Source organism: Streptomyces sp. NPDC002537 (genome assembly GCF_053594975.1).
The window spans coordinates 45,716-64,763 of sequence record NZ_JBSFWT010000002.1 but is presented as its reverse complement, the minus strand read 5'-3'; the positions used below and the strand labels follow the sequence as shown (position 1 = coordinate 64,763).

Sequence of the window (19,048 nt, the reverse complement as noted above, 5' to 3'; positions counted from 1 at the left end):
CGGTCGGTGTGTGGCCGCGCTGCCCCGGGGGGTCAGGGCGCGTGCCGGTCGCGGGCCCCGAGTCCCTCCTCGTCGGCGTCCTTCCACAGGGCGGCGTCGTAGGGGGTGTCGGGGACCTGCACCGGCTCGGCGGGCGGCCGTGCCACGGGGTGGGCCTCGCGCAGGAGCGTGACGCTCTCGCGGAGGTGGGCGGCGTCGGTGCGCACGCGTCGCAGCTCCAGATCCCGGCTGCCCAGGAGCGGTTCCAGCCGGGCGAGTGCCCGCCCGAGGTCGTCCAGGCAGCGCTGAACTGCCGTCACTTCATCGTTCAGGGACATGATCTGCCCTCACTTCCGCGGTCGGCGGTTGCGGGTGGCGACGCTGATGCGACTGTGAGTGTCGCGCGTCACACCCCTCCGGGGGAAGATAGCGTTCGCGATCGCGCCGGAGGGGGGATGTGTCCACTCCGCGCCCGGGGGCCACGGGAATTCCTCCACGTGGGTGGCGTACGGCCCGTCGGCGCCGTGTCGGCGCCCCTTCGCCGGAACCGTCGCTTTATGTGGTGGGCAGTAGATGCGATCAGCCGCGCATTACGCCGAATGTGCAGCATCCGGCGGCAAGCCCCGTCAGGCGGAGGTATCCCATGGCCCCCCTCTCGACCCGTGCCCGGACCCGTACTCGCCGCTCCACCGCGCTGCTCACCGCGGCCGTCCTGCTCCCGCTGCCCGCACTGGTCGGCTGCGGCGGGGGCGGGCACGAGGGCGCCGAGGGCGTGATCACCCCGCCGGACATCGCCGCCGCACCCCGCGCCAAGGTCGCCGACCGCGGCACCCTGCGCTGGGCGGTGGACGCGCTGCCCGCCACCTTCAACGTCTTCCAGGCCGACTCCGACGCCACCACCCAGCGGGTCGCCGGTGCCGTGCTGCCCACCCTCTTCACCCTCGACCGGCGCGGCAGGCCGCAGCGCGACGCCGACTATCTGACGGCCGCGACCGTCGTCGAGCGCGAACCGCGGCAGGTCGTCGTCTACAAGCTCAACCCCAGGGCCGTCTGGAGCGACGGCACCGCCCTGTCCGCCGCCGACTTCGAGGCGCAGTGGAAGGCGCTGCGCGGCAAGGACAGCGCGTACTGGACGGCCCGCAACACCGGCTACGACCGGATCGACCGGGTCGAGCGCGGCGCGAACGCCCACGAGGTCAAGGTCACCTTCGCCAAGCCGCTGGCCGACTGGGCCTCCCTCTTCACCCCGCTCTACCCCAGGTCCGTGATGGGCAGCCCGAACGCGTTCAACGACAGCGCCCGCAACGAGCTGAAGGTCTCGGCAGGCCCCTTCCGGGTCGCCGCCCGGGACAAGGACGAGGGCACCCTCACCCTCGTCCGCGAACCGAAGTGGTGGGGCGACCGGGCCAAGCTGGACCGCCTCGTGCTGCGGGCCGTGCCCCTCGGCGAGCGCGCCGAGGCACTCGCCGACGGCAAGCTCGACCTCGCCGAGGTCGGCCCGGAGGCCGCGGGCCGGATCGCCGCCGCGAACAAGCCCCTGAAGAAGAAGGGGGAAGGGGAGGGGGAGAGCGGCAACAAGGCGGCCGTGGGCAAGCCCCCGACGGCGGAGGCGCTGCGCGGGCTCACCGTCCGCAAGTCCCTGGAGCCCGCCTACACCCAGCTCGCCCTCAACGGCGCCTCCGGCCCGCTGGCCGACGAGCGGGTCCGCCGCGCGGTGGTCCGCGCCCTCGACCGCAAGGACCTCGCCGAGTCCGTGCTGAAGCCCCTGGGACTGCCGGTCGCCCCGCTCGGCAGCCACCTCTTCCTGGCCGGCCAGCAGGGGTACGAGGACAACAGCGACGCCGTCGGCGGCCCCGACCCCAAGGCCGCGGAAGCCCTGCTCGCGGACGCGGGCTGGCGGGAGAAGGGCGGCGGCCGCAGCGCGGCGCTGTCCAGGAAGCAGGCCGAGGCGGCCGACAAGGCGGGCCTGCCGGGACGCGACCCCGGCGACCCCGGCGAGGACGACGAAGCGGAGACCGGCGGCAGCGCGGCGGCGGACCCCATCGACGAGTCGACGGCCGAACGGCAGGCGGGCGACCCGGCCCCGGCCGACGACGACAAGGCCGCCCGGGACACCGGCGGCAGGGCGGCCGCGGCCCCGGTGCGGATGAAGGACGGCAAGAAGCTCAGCCTCCGCTTCGTCCTGCCGGAGGGCCCGGGTGTGGAGTCGCTGCGGGCCGTGGGCGAGCGGATCGCCCGCCGCCTGGACGCGGTGGGCATCCGCACGGAGATCGTCAAGGTCGGGGACGCGGGCTACTTCAAGGACCACATCGCCGCGGGCACCTACGACCTCGCCCTCTACTCCTGGCCCGCCACCGCCTTCCCCGCGACCGACGCCCGGCCCGTCTTCGCCAAGCCGCGGCCCGCCGCGGACGGCTCGCTGCTGGTGGAGCAGAACTACACCCGGGTCGGCACGGACCAGATCGACCAGCTCTTCGAGGAGGCCTCCACCGAGCTGGACGCCGATGTCTCCCGCGACCTCGTGGACCGGGCCGACGCCCGTATCTGGGCCGCCGCGGGCTCCGTCCCCCTCTACCAGCGTCCCGAGCTCGTCGCCGCCCGCCCGGCCGTGGTCAACGCCGGGGCCTTCGGGCTCGGCAGCCCGCGCTACCAGGATCTGGGTTTCCGGGCCTGAGAGGCCGGACCACGGTTCGCAGATGCCCCGGGAGCGGTCTCCGTTCCCGGGGTAATCGCAGGTCAGAGGGCATTCGAACGGCCTGGGGCGGCCGAACGCGGCCGCGCCCCGTACCATGGAGAGAGGCCGAGGCGTGTTCTGCCCGGCAGGCACGCGTACCGGACCGTACGCGCCGCCATCCACGATTCCGGGAGAAGCGCCGCAAGTATGCCCACCCGCCACGACATTCGAAACGTCGCCATCGTCGCCCACGTCGACCACGGCAAGACGACCATCGTCGACGCCATGCTCAAGCAGGCCGGCGCCTTCGCCGCGCACCAGCTCGAGTCCGTCGACGACCGCGTCATGGACTCGAACGACCTGGAGCGTGAGAAGGGCATCACGATCCTCGCCAAGAACACGGCGGTGAAGTATCACCCCAAGGACGGCGGGGACCCGATCACGATCAACATCATCGACACCCCCGGCCACGCCGACTTCGGTGGCGAGGTCGAGCGCGGTCTGTCGATGGTGGACGCGGTCGTGCTGCTGGTGGACGCCTCCGAGGGTCCGCTGCCGCAGACCCGCTTCGTGCTCCGCAAGGCGCTCGCCAAGCGGATGCCGGTCATCCTGTGCATCAACAAGACGGACCGTCCGGACTCCCGCATCGACGAGGTCGTCAACGAGACGTACGACCTCTTCCTCGACCTGGACGCGGACGAGGACCAGATCGAGTTCCCGATCGTCTACGCCTGCGGCCGTGACGGCGTCGCCTCGCTGACCAAGCCGGAGGACGGCACCGTCCCCGCGGACAGCACCAACCTGGAGCCGTTCTTCTCCACCATCCTGGAGCACGTCCCGGCCCCGACGTTCGAGGAGGACGCGCCGCTCCAGGCCCACGTCACCAACCTCGACGCCGACAACTTCCTCGGCCGCATCGCGCTGCTCCGCGTCGAGCAGGGCGAGCTGCGCAAGGGCCAGACCGTCGCGTGGATCAAGCGTGACGGCACGGTCTCCAACGTCCGCATCACCGAGCTGATGATGACCGAGGCCCTCACCCGCAAGCCCGCCGAGGTGGCCGGCCCGGGTGACATCTGCGCCGTCGCCGGTATCCCCGACATCATGATCGGCGAGACCCTGGCCGACCCGGAGAACCCGGTCGCGCTGCCGCTGATCACGGTCGACGAGCCGGCGATCTCCATGACCATCGGCACCAACACCTCGCCGCTGGTCGGCCGTGGCGGCACGGGCAAGGGCGCGGACGCCAAGTCCGCGGTCAAGGACCGCAAGGTCACCGCCCGCCAGGTCAAGGACCGTCTGGACCGCGAGCTGGTCGGTAACGTCTCGCTGCGCGTGCTGGACACCGAGCGCCCCGACGCCTGGGAGGTGCAGGGCCGCGGTGAGCTGGCGCTGGCCATCCTGGTCGAGCAGATGCGCCGCGAGGGCTTCGAGATGACCATCGGCAAGCCGCAGGTCGTCACCAAGCAGGTCGACGGCAAGACCTACGAGCCCGTCGAGCGCCTCACGGTCGACGTGCCCGAGGAGCACATGGGCGCCGTCACCCAGCTCATGGGCACCCGCAAGGGCCGGATGGACAACATGTCCAACCACGGCTCCGGCTGGGTCCGCATGGAGTTCGTCGTCCCGTCCCGTGGCCTGATCGGCTTCCGTACGGAGTTCCTGACGAACACCCGCGGCACCGGTATCGCCCACTCGATCCACGAGGGCCACGAGCCGTGGTTCGGCGAGCTGAAGACCCGTAACAACGGCTCCCTGGTCGCCGACCGCGCCGGTGCCGTCACCGCCTTTGCGATGACGAACCTCCAGGAGCGCGGCGTGCTCTTCACCGACCCGGGCACCGAGGTGTACGAGGGCATGATCGTCGGCGAGAACTCCCGCGCCGACGACATGGACGTCAACATCACCAAGGAGAAGAAGCTCACCAACATGCGCTCCTCCTCCGCCGACTCCTTCGAGGCGATCGTCCCGCCGCGCAAGCTGTCGCTGGAGCAGTCCCTGGAGTTCTGCCGCGACGACGAGTGCGTCGAGGTGACCCCGGAGGCCGTCCGCATCCGCAAGGTCGTCCTGGACCAGAAGGAGCGCGGCCGCACGGCTTCCCGCGCCAAGCGCTGACGCGGTCGGCGCGGCTGACGCGTCGACAGCTTTCCGGAGGCCCGGCTTCATCACCCTCACCGGTGGTGAAGCCGGGCCTCCGGTGTTTCCGTACCGACTTCGGGTGAGCGCCGGGCAAGTGATTTTCCGCCAGGTTTAAACGGCCGCTGTCCGAATTGCGGACGTGGTGACGGCAGTTGTTGTGTTAACAGTCCGTTTCGCGGGTGTCTGTCTGTCCTCGCTTTGTCCGGATTTCGGACGGGCGAGTGTGATCGATGTGACCAAAGCGAGACCCTTTAAGTGTGGTTTACAAGGCTGACGTACTCAATAGTTGGGTTCATTGAGCTCGGGTCAATGGGTCACGCGCTGTGGGGAGCGCCGACTCACGAGCACACTCGAGGTGCCGGTTCCGTCTCCGCTGTCAGGGGTGTCAGCGTGGGACCGGCGCCTCTCTTGGTAGTGAACCAGTGGACTCCTGAGGAGGCATACCCATGCGCGGTGGCAAGAGCGCCAAGTGGGTCGTCGGAGCGATAGTCGTGGCCATGGCCGCGACCGCGTGCGGTGGCAACGACAGCAAGAACGACAGCAAGGGCGGCGCGACGTTCCGCCTCGGCATCACCGAGCCGACCGCGATCGACCCGGTGAACTCCCAGGAGTCCGAGGGCGGCCTCGTCACGCACAACCTGTTCACCGGCCTGTACAAGGTGAACACCGACGGCACCCTCAAGGCCGCGCTGGCTGTTTCCGGCACCCCGAACGACAAGGGTGACGAGTGGACCTTCGAGATCAAGAAGGACACCAAGTTCTCCAACGGTGAGCCGGTCAACGCCGAGGCGTTCATCCGTGGTTGGACCCGCGCCGCCGCCAAGGCCTCCGCGTCCGACGTCGCGTACCACATGAACGAGATCGACGGCTTCAAGGACCTGAACTCCGGTAAGAGCGACAAGTTCTCCGGCCTGACCGCCACGGGTGAGTACACCCTGAAGGTCAAGCTGTCGACGCCGGACTTCGAGTTCGTCAAGCGCACCGCGCACTCCGTCTTCAGCCCGGTCCCGAAGGTCGCCGGCGCCGGTGACAACAAGTCGTTCAACGACGCGCCCATCGGCAACGGCCCCTTCAAGATGGACGGCAGCTGGCAGCACAACCAGAAGATCACGCTGGTCCGCAACGACGACTACGGCCTGGACAAGGCCAAGATCGAAAAGGTTGAGATCTCCATCCTCAACCCGGCCAGCAGCGTCAACCTGGAGTACAAGGGCTTCGAGTCGGGCCAGTTCGACTGGGCCCGTATGCCCACCCCGCAGATGCCGGTCGCCAAGGCGAAGTACGACCCGCAGAAGGAGTGGCTGAAGTACGACTCCAGCGGCATCAACTACGTCCAGGCGTTCAACACCGAGTCCCCGATGAACTCGGCCGACGCCCGTAAGGCCATCTCCTACGCGATCGACCGCGAGCAGATCGCCAAGGGTGTCTTCCAGGGCCTCTACGAGCCCGCGACCTCCCTGCTGCCGCCGACCTTCAAGGACGTCTACAAGGCGGACATCTGCTCCTCCTGCCTCAAGCAGGACAAGGACAAGGCCAAGCAGTACGCCGAGAAGGCGGGCCTGAAGCCGGGCGACACCCTCGACTTCGGCTACAACACCGGCGCGGGCCACGAGGAGTGGGTCCAGGCCGTCGCCAAGCAGATCGAGGACGTGCTCGGTCTCAAGGTCAAGCTGAACGGCCTGCCCTTCAAGGAGGCGCTCGCCAAGCAGCAGGAGAAGGGCACCAAGGGCATCTGGCGCCAGGCGTGGTCCGCCGACTACCCGACCGCCGACAACTTCCTCGCCCCGCTGCTGGCCACGGACGGCATCAACCTGGACGCCAACGGCAAGGCCCTGGGCGACAACCGCGGCCGCTACAGCAACCCGAAGTTCGACGAGATGCTGGTCAAGGCCCGCGAGACCAAGGACGCCGCCGCGCGCGCCAAGATCTACCAGGACGCCGAGAAGCTCGCGGTCGACGAGGACCAGGCGCTGATCCCGCTCTGGAAGCGCAGCCAGTACCGCCTGGCCAACACCAAGAAGTTCGACGGCCTGGAGATCAACTTCCAGGAAGAGCCGAACCTCGCCGAGATCAGCCCGAAGTAACCCTCACCATCCAGCCACTTCCGTGAAGGTCGTGGAGCTGCGGACCGAAAGGTCCGCGGCCCGCGGCCTTCGCCCGGCATACCCGCACGCCCACAAGGCGGCGTCGGCGGCCGGGTCGCCTCCCTCTTCTCACGAGGCGGCGGAACACGCCCCACGGCGGCAGCAAGTCAAGGAGGCAGCAACGTGGGCAAGTATGTGATCCGGCGGATCGGGCAGATGGTGATCGTCCTCTTCGGTGCGACACTCATTCTGTTCGCCTGCCTGTTCGTTCTCCCGGGAGACCCGGTCGGCTCGCTCGGCGGCGACAAGGCGCGCGATCCCGCCGTCGTCCAGGAACTGCGCGAGCGCTACGGCCTGGACAAGCCACTCATCGAGCAGTACGGCACCTATGTCGGGAACCTCGTCCAGGGTGACCTCGGGGAGGACTACACCCAGCGGCGCCAGGTGTCCGAGGTGCTCGGGCCCAAGCTCCAGAACACCGCCAAGCTCGCCCTCGCGGCCATCGTCATCGACGTGGTCATCGGCATGCTGGCGGGTCTGGTCGCGGCGCTGTTCAGATACTCCTTCTGGGACGTACTGGTCACGCTGCTGACCACCTTGGCCATCGGCTTCCCCAGCTTCGTCATCGGCTCCATCTTCCAGAGCCAGTTCGCCGTGAAGCTGGGCTGGTTCCCGCTGATCTCCGACGGCTCCTTCAACTCGATGATCATGCCCGCGGTGACGCTGGCCATCATCGACGCCGCCCTCGTCGCCCGCCTGATGCGCGGCACGATGCTGGAGGTGCTGCGCGCCGACTACGTCAAGACGGCCGTGGCCAAGGGCCTGCCGCGGCGCACCGTGCTCTTCAAGCACGTCCTGCGCAACTCGGTGATCCCGGTCGTGACCTACATCGGCATCTCCTTCGGCGGTCTGCTCGGCGGCGCGCTCATCACCGAGGCGATCTTCAACTGGGACGGCATCGGCTTCGCGCTGGTCACCGCGATCCAGCAGCAGAACAACCCGATCATCGTCGGCGTCGTCACGTACGGCGTGGCCGTGTTCGTCATTCTCAACCTGCTGGTCGACCTGCTCTACGCGATGCTCGACCCGCGGATTCGTCTCAGCTGACCGCCCCGGTCAACCCCGTTCTAGGAGTCACCCAATGACTGAGCTCGCCAAGAGCCAGGGGCCGGGCGCCGCGACCGCAGAGCCCGCCGCCGCGACCGGCACCGCCGAGCCCGCACCCGCACGCATCACCCAGTGGGGCGAGATCCGCCACCGCTTCGTCGCCAACCGCCTCGCGGTGGTCGGCCTCGTCCTGGTGCTGCTGCTCTTCCTCACCGCCGCGCTCGCGCCGCTGATCGCCCCGCACGACCCGTACGCGCAGGACCTCGGCAACACCCTGGCGTCCCCCAGCGGGGACCACTGGTTCGGCACCGACGCGCTCGGCCGCGACCAGTTCTCCCGCGTCATCTACGGCAGCCGTATCGCCGTCGTCGTCGGCCTCGCCTCGATCTTCCTGGCCTGCCTCATCGGCCTGGTGCTCGGCGCGCTGGCCGGTTACTTCGGCAAGACGGTCGACACGGTCATCATGCGCATCGCCGATATCTTCTTCGCCTTCCCGCTGCTCATCGGCGCCATCGTGATCATCCTGGTGATGGGCCGCGGCGTGATGCCCGTCATCCTCTCGCTCGCCATCTTCAGCTGGGCGACGGTCTCGCGACTGCTGCGCAGCAGCATCCTGTCCGTCCGTGAGATGGACTATGTGACGGCCGCCAAGGCGCTCGGCGCGAGCACGAGCCGGATCATCGTCCGGCACATCATGCCGAACTCGATCGCCGCCGTGATGTCGTTCGTCGCCTTCAGCGTCGGCACGGCCATCGTCGCCGAGGCGTCGCTGTCCTACCTGGGCGTCGGCGTGAGCCCCGAGGTCCCGGAGTGGGGCAACATGATCTCCTCCGCGAGGGACTTCATGGGCGTCAAGGACTTCCTCTGGGTCTACCCCAGTGTGGCGATCGTCCTGACGGTGCTCGGTTTTGTGTTCGTCGGCGACGGGCTGCGCGACGCCCTCGACCCGAAGCTGCGGTAGGAGAACGTCCCGATGACGACCAACGAAAAGACCGCCGGGAAGACCGGCGAGGCGGCAGCCGAGGACAAGAAGTCCACGCCGCTGCTCGAAGTGCGCGATCTGCACGTCGAGTTCAAGACCCGCGACGGCGTCGCCAAGGCCGTCAACGGCGTGAGCTACAGCGTCGACGCGGGCGAGACCCTGGCCGTGCTCGGCGAGTCGGGCTCCGGCAAGTCCGTCACCGCCCAGGCCATCATGGGCATCCTGGACTCGCCCCCCGGCCGGGTGGCCGGCGGTGAGATCCTCTTCCACGGCCAGGACATCCTGAAGCTGCCGGAGAGCGAGCGGCGCAAGCTGCGCGGCCCGAAGATGGCGATGATCTTCCAGGACGCCCTGTCGGCGCTCAACCCGGTCTTCTCCGTGGGCAATCAGCTCGGCGAGATGTTCCGGGTGCACCAGGGCATGTCGAAGAAGGACGCCAAGGCCAAGTCCATCGAGCTGATGGACCGGGTCCGCATCCCGGCGGCCAAGCAGCGGGTCAACGACTACCCGCACCAGTTCTCCGGCGGTATGCGCCAGCGCATCATGATCGCCATGGCCATGGCGCTGGAGCCGGACCTGATCATCGCGGACGAGCCGACCACGGCCCTCGACGTGACGGTCCAGGCCCAGGTGATGGACCTGCTGGCGGAGCTCCAGCGCGAGTTCAACATGGGCCTGATCCTCATCACCCACGACCTCGGTGTGGTGGCGGACGTCGCCGACAAGATCGCGGTGATGTACGCGGGCCGGATCGTCGAGACCGCCCCCGTGCACGAGCTCTACAAGCGCCCCGCCCACCCGTACACCCGTGGTCTGCTGGAGTCGATCCCGCGCCTGGACCACAAGGGCCAGGAGCTCTACGCGATCAAGGGCCTGCCGCCCAACCTGCTGCACATCCCCACCGGCTGCGCCTTCAACCCGCGCTGCCCCAAGGCGCAGGACGTGTGCCGTACGGACATCCCGGCGCTGCTGCCGGTCGCGGAGCAGGACGGCACCGAGCTCGACGGCCGCGGCAGCGCGTGCCACTTCTGGAAGGAGACCATCCATGGCTGAGCCGGCCAAGCAGTCGGACCAGCGGGAGCCGATCCTCCAGGTCCGCAACCTCGTCAAGCACTTCCCGCTGACCCAGGGCCTGGTCCTCAAGCGCCAGGTCGGGGCGGTCAAGGCCGTCGACGGTGTCTCCTTCGACCTCTACCAGGGCGAGACGCTGGGCATCGTCGGCGAGTCCGGCTGCGGCAAGTCGACGGTCGCCAGGCTGCTGATGACCCTGGAGACGGCCACCTCCGGCGAGGTCTTCTACAAGGGCCAGGACATCACCAAGCTGTCCGGGCGGGCCCTGAAGGCCGTGCGCCGCAACATCCAGATGGTGTTCCAGGACCCCTACACCTCGCTCAACCCCCGGATGACGGTCGGCGACATCATCGGGGAACCGTTCGAGATCCACCCCGAGGTGGCCCCGAAGGGCGACCGGCGCAAGCGGGTCCAGGAGCTCCTGGACGTCGTCGGCCTCAACCCCGAGTACATCAACCGCTACCCGCACCAGTTCTCCGGCGGCCAGCGCCAGCGCATCGGCATCGCCCGCGGCCTCGCGCTCAACCCGGAGATCATCGTCTGCGACGAGCCGGTCTCCGCGCTGGACGTCTCGGTGCAGGCGCAGGTCATCAACCTGATGGAGAAGCTCCAGGACGAGTTCAACCTGTCCTACATCTTCATCGCGCACGACCTGTCCATCGTCCGGCACATCTCCGACCGCGTCGGCGTGATGTACCTGGGCAAGATGGCGGAGATCGGTACGGACACGCAGATCTACGAGCACCCGACGCACCCCTACACCCAGGCACTGCTGTCGGCCGTGCCCGTGCCCGACCCGGAGCAGCGCGAGGGCCGGGAGCGGATCATCCTCACCGGTGACGTGCCGTCGCCGGCCAACCCGCCGTCCGGCTGCCGCTTCCGCACCCGCTGCTGGAAGGCGCAGGACAAGTGCGCCGAGGAGCAGCCGCTGCTCGCGATCCCCGAGGTGTTCAAGAGCAAGGACACCCCGGCCGCGCACGAGTCCGCGTGTCACTTCGCGGAGGAGCGGCAGGTGGTGGGCGCGGCCTGACGGTCACCCGCCGGGGCGACGCCCCGCATCTGGTCCCCGAACGCCGGACGGGCTGATTTTCAGCCCGTCCGGCGCGTTGTTCACTCGGGCCCATTACCCCATGGGGTGTTATTTGGGTCTAAGTGAGACTTGGGACCTTGAGGAGTGCTCCATGCGGGGAGTCGCACGCGCCAGGTGGGCCGTCTGCGCGGTATCGGTGGCGCTGGTCGCGTCGGGCTGCGGGGGAGGCGGTGGCGGCGGGGGCACCGGAGTCGTACGCGCCTCCTGGGGCGACCCGCAGAACCAGCTGGAGCCCGCCAACACCAATGAGGTCCAGGGCGGCAAGGTACTCGCCATGATCTTCCGCGGTCTCAAGCGCTACGACCCCAAGAGCGGTGCGGCGGAGAACATGCTCGCCGACAAGATCGAGACCTCCGACCAGCAGAACTTCACCATCACCCTGAAGGACGGCTGGACCTTCAGCAACGGCGAGAAGGTCACCTCGAAGTCCTTCGTGGACGCCTGGAACTACGCCGCCCTGCTCGACAACAAGCAGAAGAACGCCTCCTTCTTCGAATACGTCGACGGCTACGACAAGGTCCACCCGGTCAGCGGCGCCACCACCGCGAAGACCCTCCGCGGGCTGGCCGTGAAGGACGACAGGACGTTCACGGTCAAGCTGCGCACCAAGTTCTCCACCTGGCCGGACACCCTCGGCTACGCGGCCTACTCCCCGCTCCCGAAGGCCTTCTTCGACAACCACGCGGCCTGGCTCAAGAAGCCCGTGGGCAACGGCCCGTACACCGTCGAGTCGTACGCCAAGGGCTCGGCGATGCAGCTCAAGAAGTGGGACCAGTACCCCGGCGAGGACAAGGCCGCGAACAGCGGGGTGGAGCTGCGGGTCTACACCGACAACAACACCGCCTACACCGACCTCCAGGCCGGGAACCTCGACCTGGTCGACGACATCCCCAGCGCCCAGCTCAAGAACGTGAAGAAGGACCTCGGCGACCGGTACATCAACCAGCCCGCCGGGATCATCCAGACCCTGGTCTTCCCGATGTACGACCCGAACTGGTCGAAGCCCGGCCTCGACAAGGTCCGCCGGGGCCTGTCCATGGCCATCAACCGCGACCAGATCACCGAGCAGATCTACCAGAAGACCCGCACCCCGGCGACGGACTGGACCTCCCCGGCCCTCGGCGACAAGGGCGGCTACAAGGCGGGCCTCTGCGGCGAGGCCTGCAAATACGACGCCACCGCGGCGAAGAAGCTGATCCAGGACGGCGGCGGGCTGCCGGGCGGCCGGATCACCCTCACCTCGAACGTCGACACCGGCTCGCACCGGGTGTGGATGGACGCCGTCTGCAACAGCATCAACAACGCGCTGGGCAACGACCGGGCCTGCACGGTGAACCCCGTGGGCACCTTCGCGGACTTCCGGAACCAGATCACCGAGCAGCGGATGACCAACCCCTTCCGCTCCGGCTGGCAGATGGACTACCCGCTGATCCAGAACTTCCTGCAGCCCCTCTACTACACCGACGCCTCCTCCAACTACGGGAAGTTCTCCGACCCCCAGTTCGACCGGCTCGTCGACGAGGCCAACGCCGAGAACTCGCAGGACAGCGCGAACACCAAGTTCCAGGACGCGGAGAAGATCCTCGCCCAGCAGATGCCGGCCATCCCGCTCTGGTACCAGAACGGCAGCGCCGGATACTCCGACAAGCTCTCCGACGTCACGCTCAACCCCTTCAGCGTCCCCGTCTACGAGCAGATCAAGGTCGGCTGACGAGCGCGCGCACGGACCGGGAGGCCCCCGCCGCAGGGCCTCCACGCCACCACCCCCGGAGCCCCCATGGGACGGTATGTGATCCGGCGGCTGCTCCAGATGATCCCGGTGTTCATCGGCAGCACGTTCCTGATCTTCTTCATGGTCTACGCCCTGGGCGACCCCATCGCCGCGCTCTTCGGCGACAAGGCGCCCGACCCCGCGACCGCCGCGCGCATCCGCGCGGAGCTCTACCTCGACGAGCCGCTGTGGAAGCAGTACCTGCACTACATGGGGCAGATCCTCACCGGTGACTTCGGCACCGCCTTCAACGGCCAGAAGGTCACCGAGCTGATGGCCGGTGCCTTTCCGGTGACCCTCCGCCTCACCCTCGTCGCGATCGTCGTCGAGATCGTCATCGGCATCGCGCTGGGCGTCCTCAGCGGACTGCGCCGCGGCCGCTCCGTCGACACCACGGTCCTGCTGCTCACCCTCGTCGTGGTGTCCATCCCGACCTTCGTCAGCGGCTATGTGCTGCAGTTCCTCTTCGGCGTGCAGTGGGGGTGGGTGTCGCCCGCGGTCTCGCCCGAGGCGCCGGTGGACGAACTGATCCTGCCGGGCGTGGTGCTGGCCCTGACCTCGCTCGCGTACGTGACCCGGCTGACGCGCACCTCCATCGCGGAGAACTCCCGCGCCGACTACATCCGCACGGCCGTCGCCAAGGGACTGCCGCCCCGCCGGATCATCGGCAGGCACCTGCTGCGCAACTCCCTCATCCCCGTCGTCACCTTCATCGGCACCGATATCGGGGCGCTGATGGGCGGTGCCATCGTCACCGAGCGGATCTTCAACATCCACGGCGTCGGCTACCAGCTGTTCCAGGGCATCCTCCGGCAGAACTCGCCGACCGTGGTCGGCTTCGTGACCATCCTGGTCCTCGTCTTCCTGGTGGCGAACCTGGTGGTCGACCTCCTCTACGCCGTGCTCGACCCGAGGATCCGCTATGCCTGACCACGCCACCCCGCCCGAACCGCAGGACGCCATCACCCCCGCGGGCGGCGGGGCGATGAGCCTGGCCACCAGCGAGGCGGAGACGCTGGAGCCGACCTCCGGGAAGGCCCGCAGCCTCTGGTCCGACGCCTGGCACGACCTGCGCCGCAACCCCGTCTTCGTGGCCTCCGCGCTGATCATTCTCTTTCTGGTCCTGATCGCCCTCTGGCCGGAGCTGATCGCGAGCGGAAACCCGCTCCAGTGCGACCTCGCCAAGGCCCAGGAGGGCTCCGAGCCCGGCCACCCCTTCGGCTTCGACACCCAGGGCTGCGACGTCTACACCCGTACGGTCCACGGCGCGCGCGCCTCCATCACCGTCGGCATCTGCGCCACGGCCGGGGCCACCCTGCTCGGCAGCGTCCTCGGCGGCCTCGCCGGGTTCTTCGGGGGCTGGTGGGACGCGCTGCTGTCCCGGCTCGCCGACGTCTTCTTCGGCATCCCGATCATCCTCGGCGGGCTGGTCTTCCTGTCGGTCGTCACCAGCGGCTCGGTCTGGCCCGTCGTCGGGTTCATCGTGCTGCTGGGCTGGCCGCAGATCTCCCGCATCGCCCGCGGCTCCGTGGTCACCGCCAAACAGCACGACTACGTCCAGGCCGCGCGGGCCCTCGGCGCGGGCAACGGGCGGATGCTGCTGCGGCACATCGCGCCCAACGCCGTGGCCCCCGTCATCGTCGTGGCGACCATCGCGCTCGGCACCTACATCGCCCTGGAGGCCACCCTGTCCTTCCTGGGCGTCGGCCTCAAACCCCCCACCGTGTCCTGGGGCATCGACATCTCCAACGCCTCCGTCCAGATCCGCAACGCCCCGCACATGCTGCTGTGGCCCGCGGGGGCGCTGAGCATCACGGTGCTCGCGTTCATCATGCTCGGCGACGCGGTCCGCGACGCCCTCGACCCCAAACTGCGCTGAGGAGCGGGCGGATGCAGCACCACGAGCGACAGCCGGCCCTGCTGGACGTACGCGACCTCCAGGTGGAGTTCCGCACCCGCGACGGCATCGCCAAGGCGGTCAACGGCGTCAACTACGACGTCGGCGAGGGCGAGACGCTGGCCGTGCTGGGGGAGTCCGGCTCGGGCAAGTCGGTGACCGCCCAGGCCATCATGGGCATCGTCGACTCGCCCCCCGGTCACATCACCGGCGGCCAGGTCCTCTTCCGCGGCGAGGACCTGCTCACCATGCCCGCCGAGACGCGCCGCCGGGTGCGCGGCGCGAAGCTGTCGATGATCTTCCAGGACGCGCTGTCCGCGCTCAACCCCGTGCTGAGCGTGGGCACCCAGCTCAGTGAGATGTTCGAAGTGCACGAGGGGATGACCCGTAAGGACTCCCGTGCCAAGGCCGTCCAGCTGATGGACCGGGTCCGCATCCCCGGGGCCAAGGACCGGGTCGGCGACTACCCGCACCAGTTCTCCGGCGGCATGCGTCAGCGCATCATGATCGCCATGGCCATCGCGCTCGAACCGAACCTGGTCATCGCGGACGAGCCCACCACCGCGCTGGACGTCACCGTCCAGGCCCAGGTGATGGACCTGCTGGCGGAGCTCCAGCGCGAGTACAACATGGGCCTCATCCTCATCACCCACGACCTCGGTGTGGTGGCGGACGTCGCCGACAAGATCGCGGTGATGTACGCGGGCCGGATCGTCGAGACCGCCCCCGTCCACGACCTGTACGCCGCGCCCGCCCACCCGTACACCCGCGGACTCCTCGACTCCATCCCGCGCCTGGACCAGAAGGGCCGCCAGCTCTACGCGATCAAGGGCCTGCCGCCCAGCCTGACCGCCATCCCGCCCGGCTGCCCCTTCAACCCCCGCTGCCCCAGGGCCCAGGACATCTGCCGCACCGACCGGCCACCGCTCTTCGCCGTCGCCCCCGGCCGCACCAGCGCCTGCCACTTCTGGAAGGACACCCTCGATGAGAGCTGACGGCGAGGTGATTCTGGAGGTACGGGACCTCGTCAAGCACTACCCGCTCACCCAGGGCATCCTCATCAAGCGGCAGGTCGGCGCGGTCCAGGCGGTCGACGGCGTCTCCTTCGACCTGCGGCGCGGCGAGACCCTCGGCATCGTCGGGGAGTCCGGCTGCGGCAAGTCGACCGTCGCGAAGATGCTCGTCAACCTGGAACGCCCGACGAGCGGGCACATCCGCTACAAGGGCCAGGACATCACCGAGCTGTCCGGGCGCGCGCTGAAGGCCGTGCGCCGCAACATCCAGATGGTGTTCCAGGACCCCTACACCTCGCTCAACCCCCGGATGACGGTCGGCGACATCATCGGGGAACCGTTCGAGATCCACCCCGAGGCGGCCCCCAAGGGCAGCCGCCGCCAGCGGGTCCGCGACCTGCTGGACGTCGTCGGCCTCAACCCCGAGCACATCAACCGCTACCCGCACCAGTTCTCCGGCGGCCAGCGCCAGCGCATCGGCATCGCCCGCGGCCTCGCCCTGCGCCCCGAAGTGATCGTCTGCGACGAGCCGGTGTCCGCGCTGGACGTGTCCGTGCAGGCGCAGGTCGTCAACCTCCTGGAGCGGCTCCAGGACGAGTTCGACCTGTCGTACGTCTTCATCGCCCACGACCTGTCGGTGGTGCGGCACATCTCGGACCGGGTCGCCGTGATGTACCTCGGGCGGCTCGCCGAGGTGGGCACCGACGTGCAGATCTACGAGCACCCGACACACCCCTACACCCAGGCCCTGCTGTCGGCCGTGCCGGTGCCGGATCCGCGGGCGCGGAGCCGGCGGGAGCGGATTCTGCTGGCCGGTGACGTGCCGTCGCCCGCGCATCCGCCGTCCGGGTGCCGGTTCCGTACCCGGTGCTGGAAGGCGCAGCCGAAGTGTGCGGAGGTCGTGCCGCCGCTGGAGGTGCCGGACTGGTTCCGCGAGGGGGGTGGCCCGGCCACCCATGACTCGGCGTGCCACTTCGCCGAGGAGCGGGTTGTCCTTCCGACGGAGAGCGGCGAACCGGGCTGAGCCCCCGCTCGTCTGCGGGCCCGTTGCCGCCTGCGGCGGGGGCGGCCTGCGGCCGCGTCCTCAAACGCCGGACGGGCTGGATCTGTGGCCGGCTCAGCTCTCCGGGGTCAGGGACGGGTCCAGGATGATGTCCTGGGTGCGGGATGTGACCGAGCCCGTTTCCGGGAAGTGGCAGGCCGTCAGGTGGTCCTCCGCGTTGCCTTCGAGCCGCACCAGCGGAGGCGTCTCCGCGCCGCAGCGCGGCTCCGCCTTCCAGCACCGCGTACGGAACCGGCACCCCGACGGCGGCAGGATCGGGGACGGCACGTCCCCCGCCAGCCTGATGCGTTCCCGGGAAGCCGCCGCCCCGGCGGCGTCGGGCACGGCCGACAGCAGCGCGTGCGTGTAAGGGTGGCGCGGTCTCCGGTAGATGGCCTCGCGGGAGCCCACCTCCACGATCCGCCCGAGGTACATCACGGCCACGCGCTGCGAGAAGTGCCGGACCACGGCCAGGTCGTGGGCGATGAACAGGAACGCGATGCCCAGCTCCCGCTGGAGCGACTGGAGCAGGTTGACGACCTGGGCCTGGATGGACACGTCGAGCGCGGACACCGGCTCGTCGGCCACCACCAGCCGCGGTTCCAGCGCGAGCGCGCGGGCCACCCCGATGCGCTGCCGCTGGCCGCCGGAGAACTCGTGCGGGAAGCGGTTGTAGTGCTCGGGGCTGAGCCCCACCGTCTCCAGGAGCTCCCGCACCCGCGCCTCGCGGCCGCCCGCCGGGCGGATGCCGTTGATCTCCATCGGGCCGGAGATGATCCGGCCGACGGTCTGCCGGGGGTTCAGCGAGGAGTACGGGTCCTGGAAGATCATCTGGATCTCGGAGCGGATCGGCGCGAGCTCCTTCCGGTTCGCGTGGGTGATGTCGCGGCCCCGGTAGCCGATCCGGCCCGCCGTGGGCTCCAGGAGGCGGGTGAGCAGCCGCCCGGTGGTGGACTTGCCGCACCCCGACTCGCCGACCAGTCCGAAGCTCTCGCCCGCCCGTACGGTCAGGTCGATGCCGTCCACGGCCTGCACCGCCCCGACCCGCCGCCGGAACGGGAAGCCGCCCATGATCGGGAAGTGCTTGGTCAGGCCCTCGGCGACGAGCAGCGGCTCGCCCCGGGACACCGCGTCGCCCATGTCGTTCGTGTCGGTCATCGGGGGGCTCCTCAGCGCAGTCGGGGGGCGATCTGTTCGGTGAAGACGGCCCGCTGCCGCTCGGGTGCCAGGTGGCAGGCGGCGCCCCGGCCCGGCGGCAGCTCGGGGCGCTCCGTGCGGCAGCGGTCGTCCCCGACCTCGGCGGCGTACGCGCAGCGCGGGTGGAAGGGGCAGCCGGGCGGTGGCGCCAGCAGGCTCGGCGGGGTGCCGGGGATGGGGACGAGCGGTTCGTCGACGTCGGACTCCAGCCGGGGCATCGAGCCCAGCAGCCCCCAGGTGTACGGGTGGCGGGGCGCCCGCAGCACCTCGTGGACCGGGCCGCGTTCGACGATCCGGCCCGCGTACATCACCAGCAGCTCGTCCACGGTGTGGGCGACGACCCCCAGGTCGTGGGTGATGAGGACGATCGCCGAACCGGTCTGCTGCTGGAGCTCCTTGAGCAGGTCGAGGATCTGCGCCTGCACGGTCACGTCGAGGGCCGTCGTCGGCTCGTCGGCGATCAGCAGCTCGGGTTCGCAGACCAGCGCCATCGCGATCATCGCCCGCTGCCGCATCCCGCCGGAGAACTGGTGCGGGTAGTCGTCCACGCGCAGCGCGGCGTTGGGGATGCCGACCTTGTCGAGCATCTCCACGGCACGCTGCCGGGCCTCGCGCCGGGACGCCCCGGTGTGCTTGCGGTACGGCTCGGCGATCTGCCGTCCGACCGTGTAGTAGGGCGACAGCGCGGTGAGCGAGTCCTGGAAGATCATGGCCATCTTGTTGCCGCGCAGCTTCTCCAGCGCGGATTCGGGCGCGCCGGTCAGCACCTGCCCGTCGAGCGTGATCTCGCCCTCGATCTCGGTGTGCCGGGGGTCGTGCAGGCCGAGGACCGCGAGGTTGGTGACGGACTTCCCGGAGCCGGACTCGCCGACGATGCCGAGCGTACGGCCGCGCTCCAGCTCGAAGCCGAGCCCGTCGACGGCCTTGACGACGCCGTCCTCGGTGCCGAAGCGGACGGAAAGATCCCGCACGGACAGGAAGGCGCCCCCGGATGCTGTGGTCATG

At 69.4% G+C, this 19,048-nt stretch carries 15 protein-coding genes; 12 read left to right on the top strand and 3 right to left on the bottom strand.

Annotated features, from left to right (window positions below; genetic code table 11):
- Positions 1-32 precede the first annotated feature (32 nt).
- Entirely contained in the window at positions 33-317 is a 285-nt protein-coding gene (locus ACWD4A_RS00955) for a hypothetical protein (RefSeq protein WP_451187673.1), read from the bottom strand.
- A gap of 305 nt (positions 318-622) precedes the next feature.
- Here ACWD4A_RS00955 and ACWD4A_RS00950 point away from each other — a divergent pair, with 305 nt between their 5' ends.
- The 12 genes from ACWD4A_RS00950 to ACWD4A_RS00895 all read left to right on the top strand — a co-directional run bounded on the left by ACWD4A_RS00950 (position 623) and on the right by ACWD4A_RS00895 (position 16,828).
- On the top strand, positions 623-2,653 hold the full coding sequence (locus ACWD4A_RS00950) for an ABC transporter substrate-binding protein (RefSeq protein WP_451187672.1): 2,031 nt from the start codon (positions 623-625) through the stop codon (positions 2,651-2,653).
- 207 nt (positions 2,654-2,860) lie between these two features.
- Positions 2,861-4,765: a translational GTPase TypA gene (gene typA / locus ACWD4A_RS00945; protein WP_451187670.1), complete on the top strand. Its 1,905-nt coding sequence runs from the start codon at positions 2,861-2,863 to the stop codon at positions 4,763-4,765.
- Positions 4,766-5,235: 470 nt separating this feature from the next.
- Positions 5,236-6,873 carry a peptide ABC transporter substrate-binding protein gene (locus ACWD4A_RS00940; protein ID WP_451187668.1) on the top strand — a complete coding sequence of 546 codons (1,638 nt, stop codon included), beginning with the start codon at positions 5,236-5,238 and terminating at the stop codon, positions 6,871-6,873.
- 183 nt (positions 6,874-7,056) lie between these two features.
- Positions 7,057-7,980, top strand: a complete 924-nt coding sequence (locus tag ACWD4A_RS00935; protein WP_451187666.1) for an ABC transporter permease — start codon at positions 7,057-7,059, stop codon at positions 7,978-7,980.
- A gap of 34 nt (positions 7,981-8,014) precedes the next feature.
- Positions 8,015-8,941: an ABC transporter permease gene (locus ACWD4A_RS00930; protein WP_451187664.1), complete on the top strand. Its 927-nt coding sequence runs from the start codon at positions 8,015-8,017 to the stop codon at positions 8,939-8,941.
- A 12-nt stretch (positions 8,942-8,953) separates the two neighbouring features.
- Positions 8,954-10,015 (top strand): ABC transporter ATP-binding protein, encoded by a 1,062-nt coding sequence (locus ACWD4A_RS00925; protein WP_451187662.1) that lies wholly within the window; start codon positions 8,954-8,956, stop codon positions 10,013-10,015.
- The gene (locus ACWD4A_RS00920) at positions 10,008-11,063 is read left to right on the top strand and encodes an ABC transporter ATP-binding protein (RefSeq protein WP_451187660.1); all 1,056 of its coding nucleotides are present in this window, start codon (positions 10,008-10,010) and stop codon (positions 11,061-11,063) included. Before ACWD4A_RS00925 ends, ACWD4A_RS00920 begins: the two co-directional genes overlap by 8 nt.
- Before the next feature lie 151 nt (positions 11,064-11,214).
- A complete protein-coding gene (locus tag ACWD4A_RS00915; RefSeq protein ID WP_451187658.1) occupies positions 11,215-12,834 on the top strand; it encodes a peptide ABC transporter substrate-binding protein in 1,620 nt (539 codons plus the stop codon).
- 66 nt (positions 12,835-12,900) lie between these two features.
- Complete coding sequence (locus ACWD4A_RS00910) at positions 12,901-13,824, top strand: ABC transporter permease (protein ID WP_451187657.1); 924 nt, start codon at positions 12,901-12,903, stop codon at positions 13,822-13,824.
- On the top strand, positions 13,817-14,773 hold the full coding sequence (locus ACWD4A_RS00905) for an ABC transporter permease (protein WP_451187655.1): 957 nt from the start codon (positions 13,817-13,819) through the stop codon (positions 14,771-14,773). The genes ACWD4A_RS00910 and ACWD4A_RS00905 overlap by 8 nt, the downstream gene beginning before the upstream one ends.
- 11 nt (positions 14,774-14,784) lie before the next feature.
- A complete protein-coding gene (locus ACWD4A_RS00900) occupies positions 14,785-15,786 on the top strand; it encodes an ABC transporter ATP-binding protein (RefSeq protein WP_451187654.1) in 1,002 nt (333 codons plus the stop codon).
- Complete coding sequence (locus ACWD4A_RS00895) at positions 15,776-16,828, top strand: ABC transporter ATP-binding protein (protein WP_451187652.1); 1,053 nt, start codon at positions 15,776-15,778, stop codon at positions 16,826-16,828. The genes ACWD4A_RS00900 and ACWD4A_RS00895 overlap by 11 nt, the downstream gene beginning before the upstream one ends.
- 93 nt (positions 16,829-16,921) lie before the next feature.
- Here the strand turns inward: ACWD4A_RS00895 and ACWD4A_RS00890 are convergent, their stop codons facing one another.
- Both ACWD4A_RS00890 and ACWD4A_RS00885 read right to left on the bottom strand, forming a co-directional pair.
- Positions 16,922-18,004, bottom strand: coding sequence for an ABC transporter ATP-binding protein (locus ACWD4A_RS00890; RefSeq protein WP_451187650.1), 1,083 nt, complete (start codon positions 18,002-18,004; stop codon positions 16,922-16,924).
- A gap of 11 nt (positions 18,005-18,015) precedes the next feature.
- Positions 18,016-19,047 carry an ABC transporter ATP-binding protein gene (locus ACWD4A_RS00885; RefSeq protein WP_451187648.1) on the bottom strand — a complete coding sequence of 344 codons (1,032 nt, stop codon included), beginning with the start codon at positions 19,045-19,047 and terminating at the stop codon, positions 18,016-18,018.
- Position 19,048: the final 1 nt, after the last annotated feature.

What these genes read in the sequence shown, in the direction of transcription:
- ACWD4A_RS00895 (WP_451187652.1), top strand. Translation starts at nt 15,776, where the DNA reads ATGAGAGCTGACGGCGAGGTGATTCTGGAGGTACGGGACCTCGTCAAG.
- ACWD4A_RS00905 (WP_451187655.1), top strand. Translation starts at nt 13,817, where the DNA reads ATGCCTGACCACGCCACCCCGCCCGAACCGCAGGACGCCATCACCCCC.
- typA (WP_451187670.1), top strand. Translation starts at nt 2,861, where the DNA reads ATGCCCACCCGCCACGACATTCGAAACGTCGCCATCGTCGCCCACGTC.
- ACWD4A_RS00900 (WP_451187654.1), top strand. Translation starts at nt 14,785, where the DNA reads ATGCAGCACCACGAGCGACAGCCGGCCCTGCTGGACGTACGCGACCTC.
- ACWD4A_RS00940 (WP_451187668.1), top strand. Translation starts at nt 5,236, where the DNA reads ATGCGCGGTGGCAAGAGCGCCAAGTGGGTCGTCGGAGCGATAGTCGTG.
- ACWD4A_RS00925 (WP_451187662.1), top strand. Translation starts at nt 8,954, where the DNA reads ATGACGACCAACGAAAAGACCGCCGGGAAGACCGGCGAGGCGGCAGCC.
- ACWD4A_RS00950 (WP_451187672.1), top strand. Translation starts at nt 623, where the DNA reads ATGGCCCCCCTCTCGACCCGTGCCCGGACCCGTACTCGCCGCTCCACC.
- ACWD4A_RS00930 (WP_451187664.1), top strand. Translation starts at nt 8,015, where the DNA reads ATGACTGAGCTCGCCAAGAGCCAGGGGCCGGGCGCCGCGACCGCAGAG.
- ACWD4A_RS00955 (WP_451187673.1), bottom strand. Translation starts at nt 317, where the DNA reads ATGTCCCTGAACGATGAAGTGACGGCAGTTCAGCGCTGCCTGGACGAC.
- ACWD4A_RS00890 (WP_451187650.1), bottom strand. Translation starts at nt 18,004, where the DNA reads ATGACCGACACGAACGACATGGGCGACGCGGTGTCCCGGGGCGAGCCG.
- ACWD4A_RS00910 (WP_451187657.1), top strand. Translation starts at nt 12,901, where the DNA reads ATGGGACGGTATGTGATCCGGCGGCTGCTCCAGATGATCCCGGTGTTC.
- ACWD4A_RS00920 (WP_451187660.1), top strand. Translation starts at nt 10,008, where the DNA reads ATGGCTGAGCCGGCCAAGCAGTCGGACCAGCGGGAGCCGATCCTCCAG.
- ACWD4A_RS00885 (WP_451187648.1), bottom strand. Translation starts at nt 19,047, where the DNA reads ATGACCACAGCATCCGGGGGCGCCTTCCTGTCCGTGCGGGATCTTTCC.
- ACWD4A_RS00915 (WP_451187658.1), top strand. Translation starts at nt 11,215, where the DNA reads ATGCGGGGAGTCGCACGCGCCAGGTGGGCCGTCTGCGCGGTATCGGTG.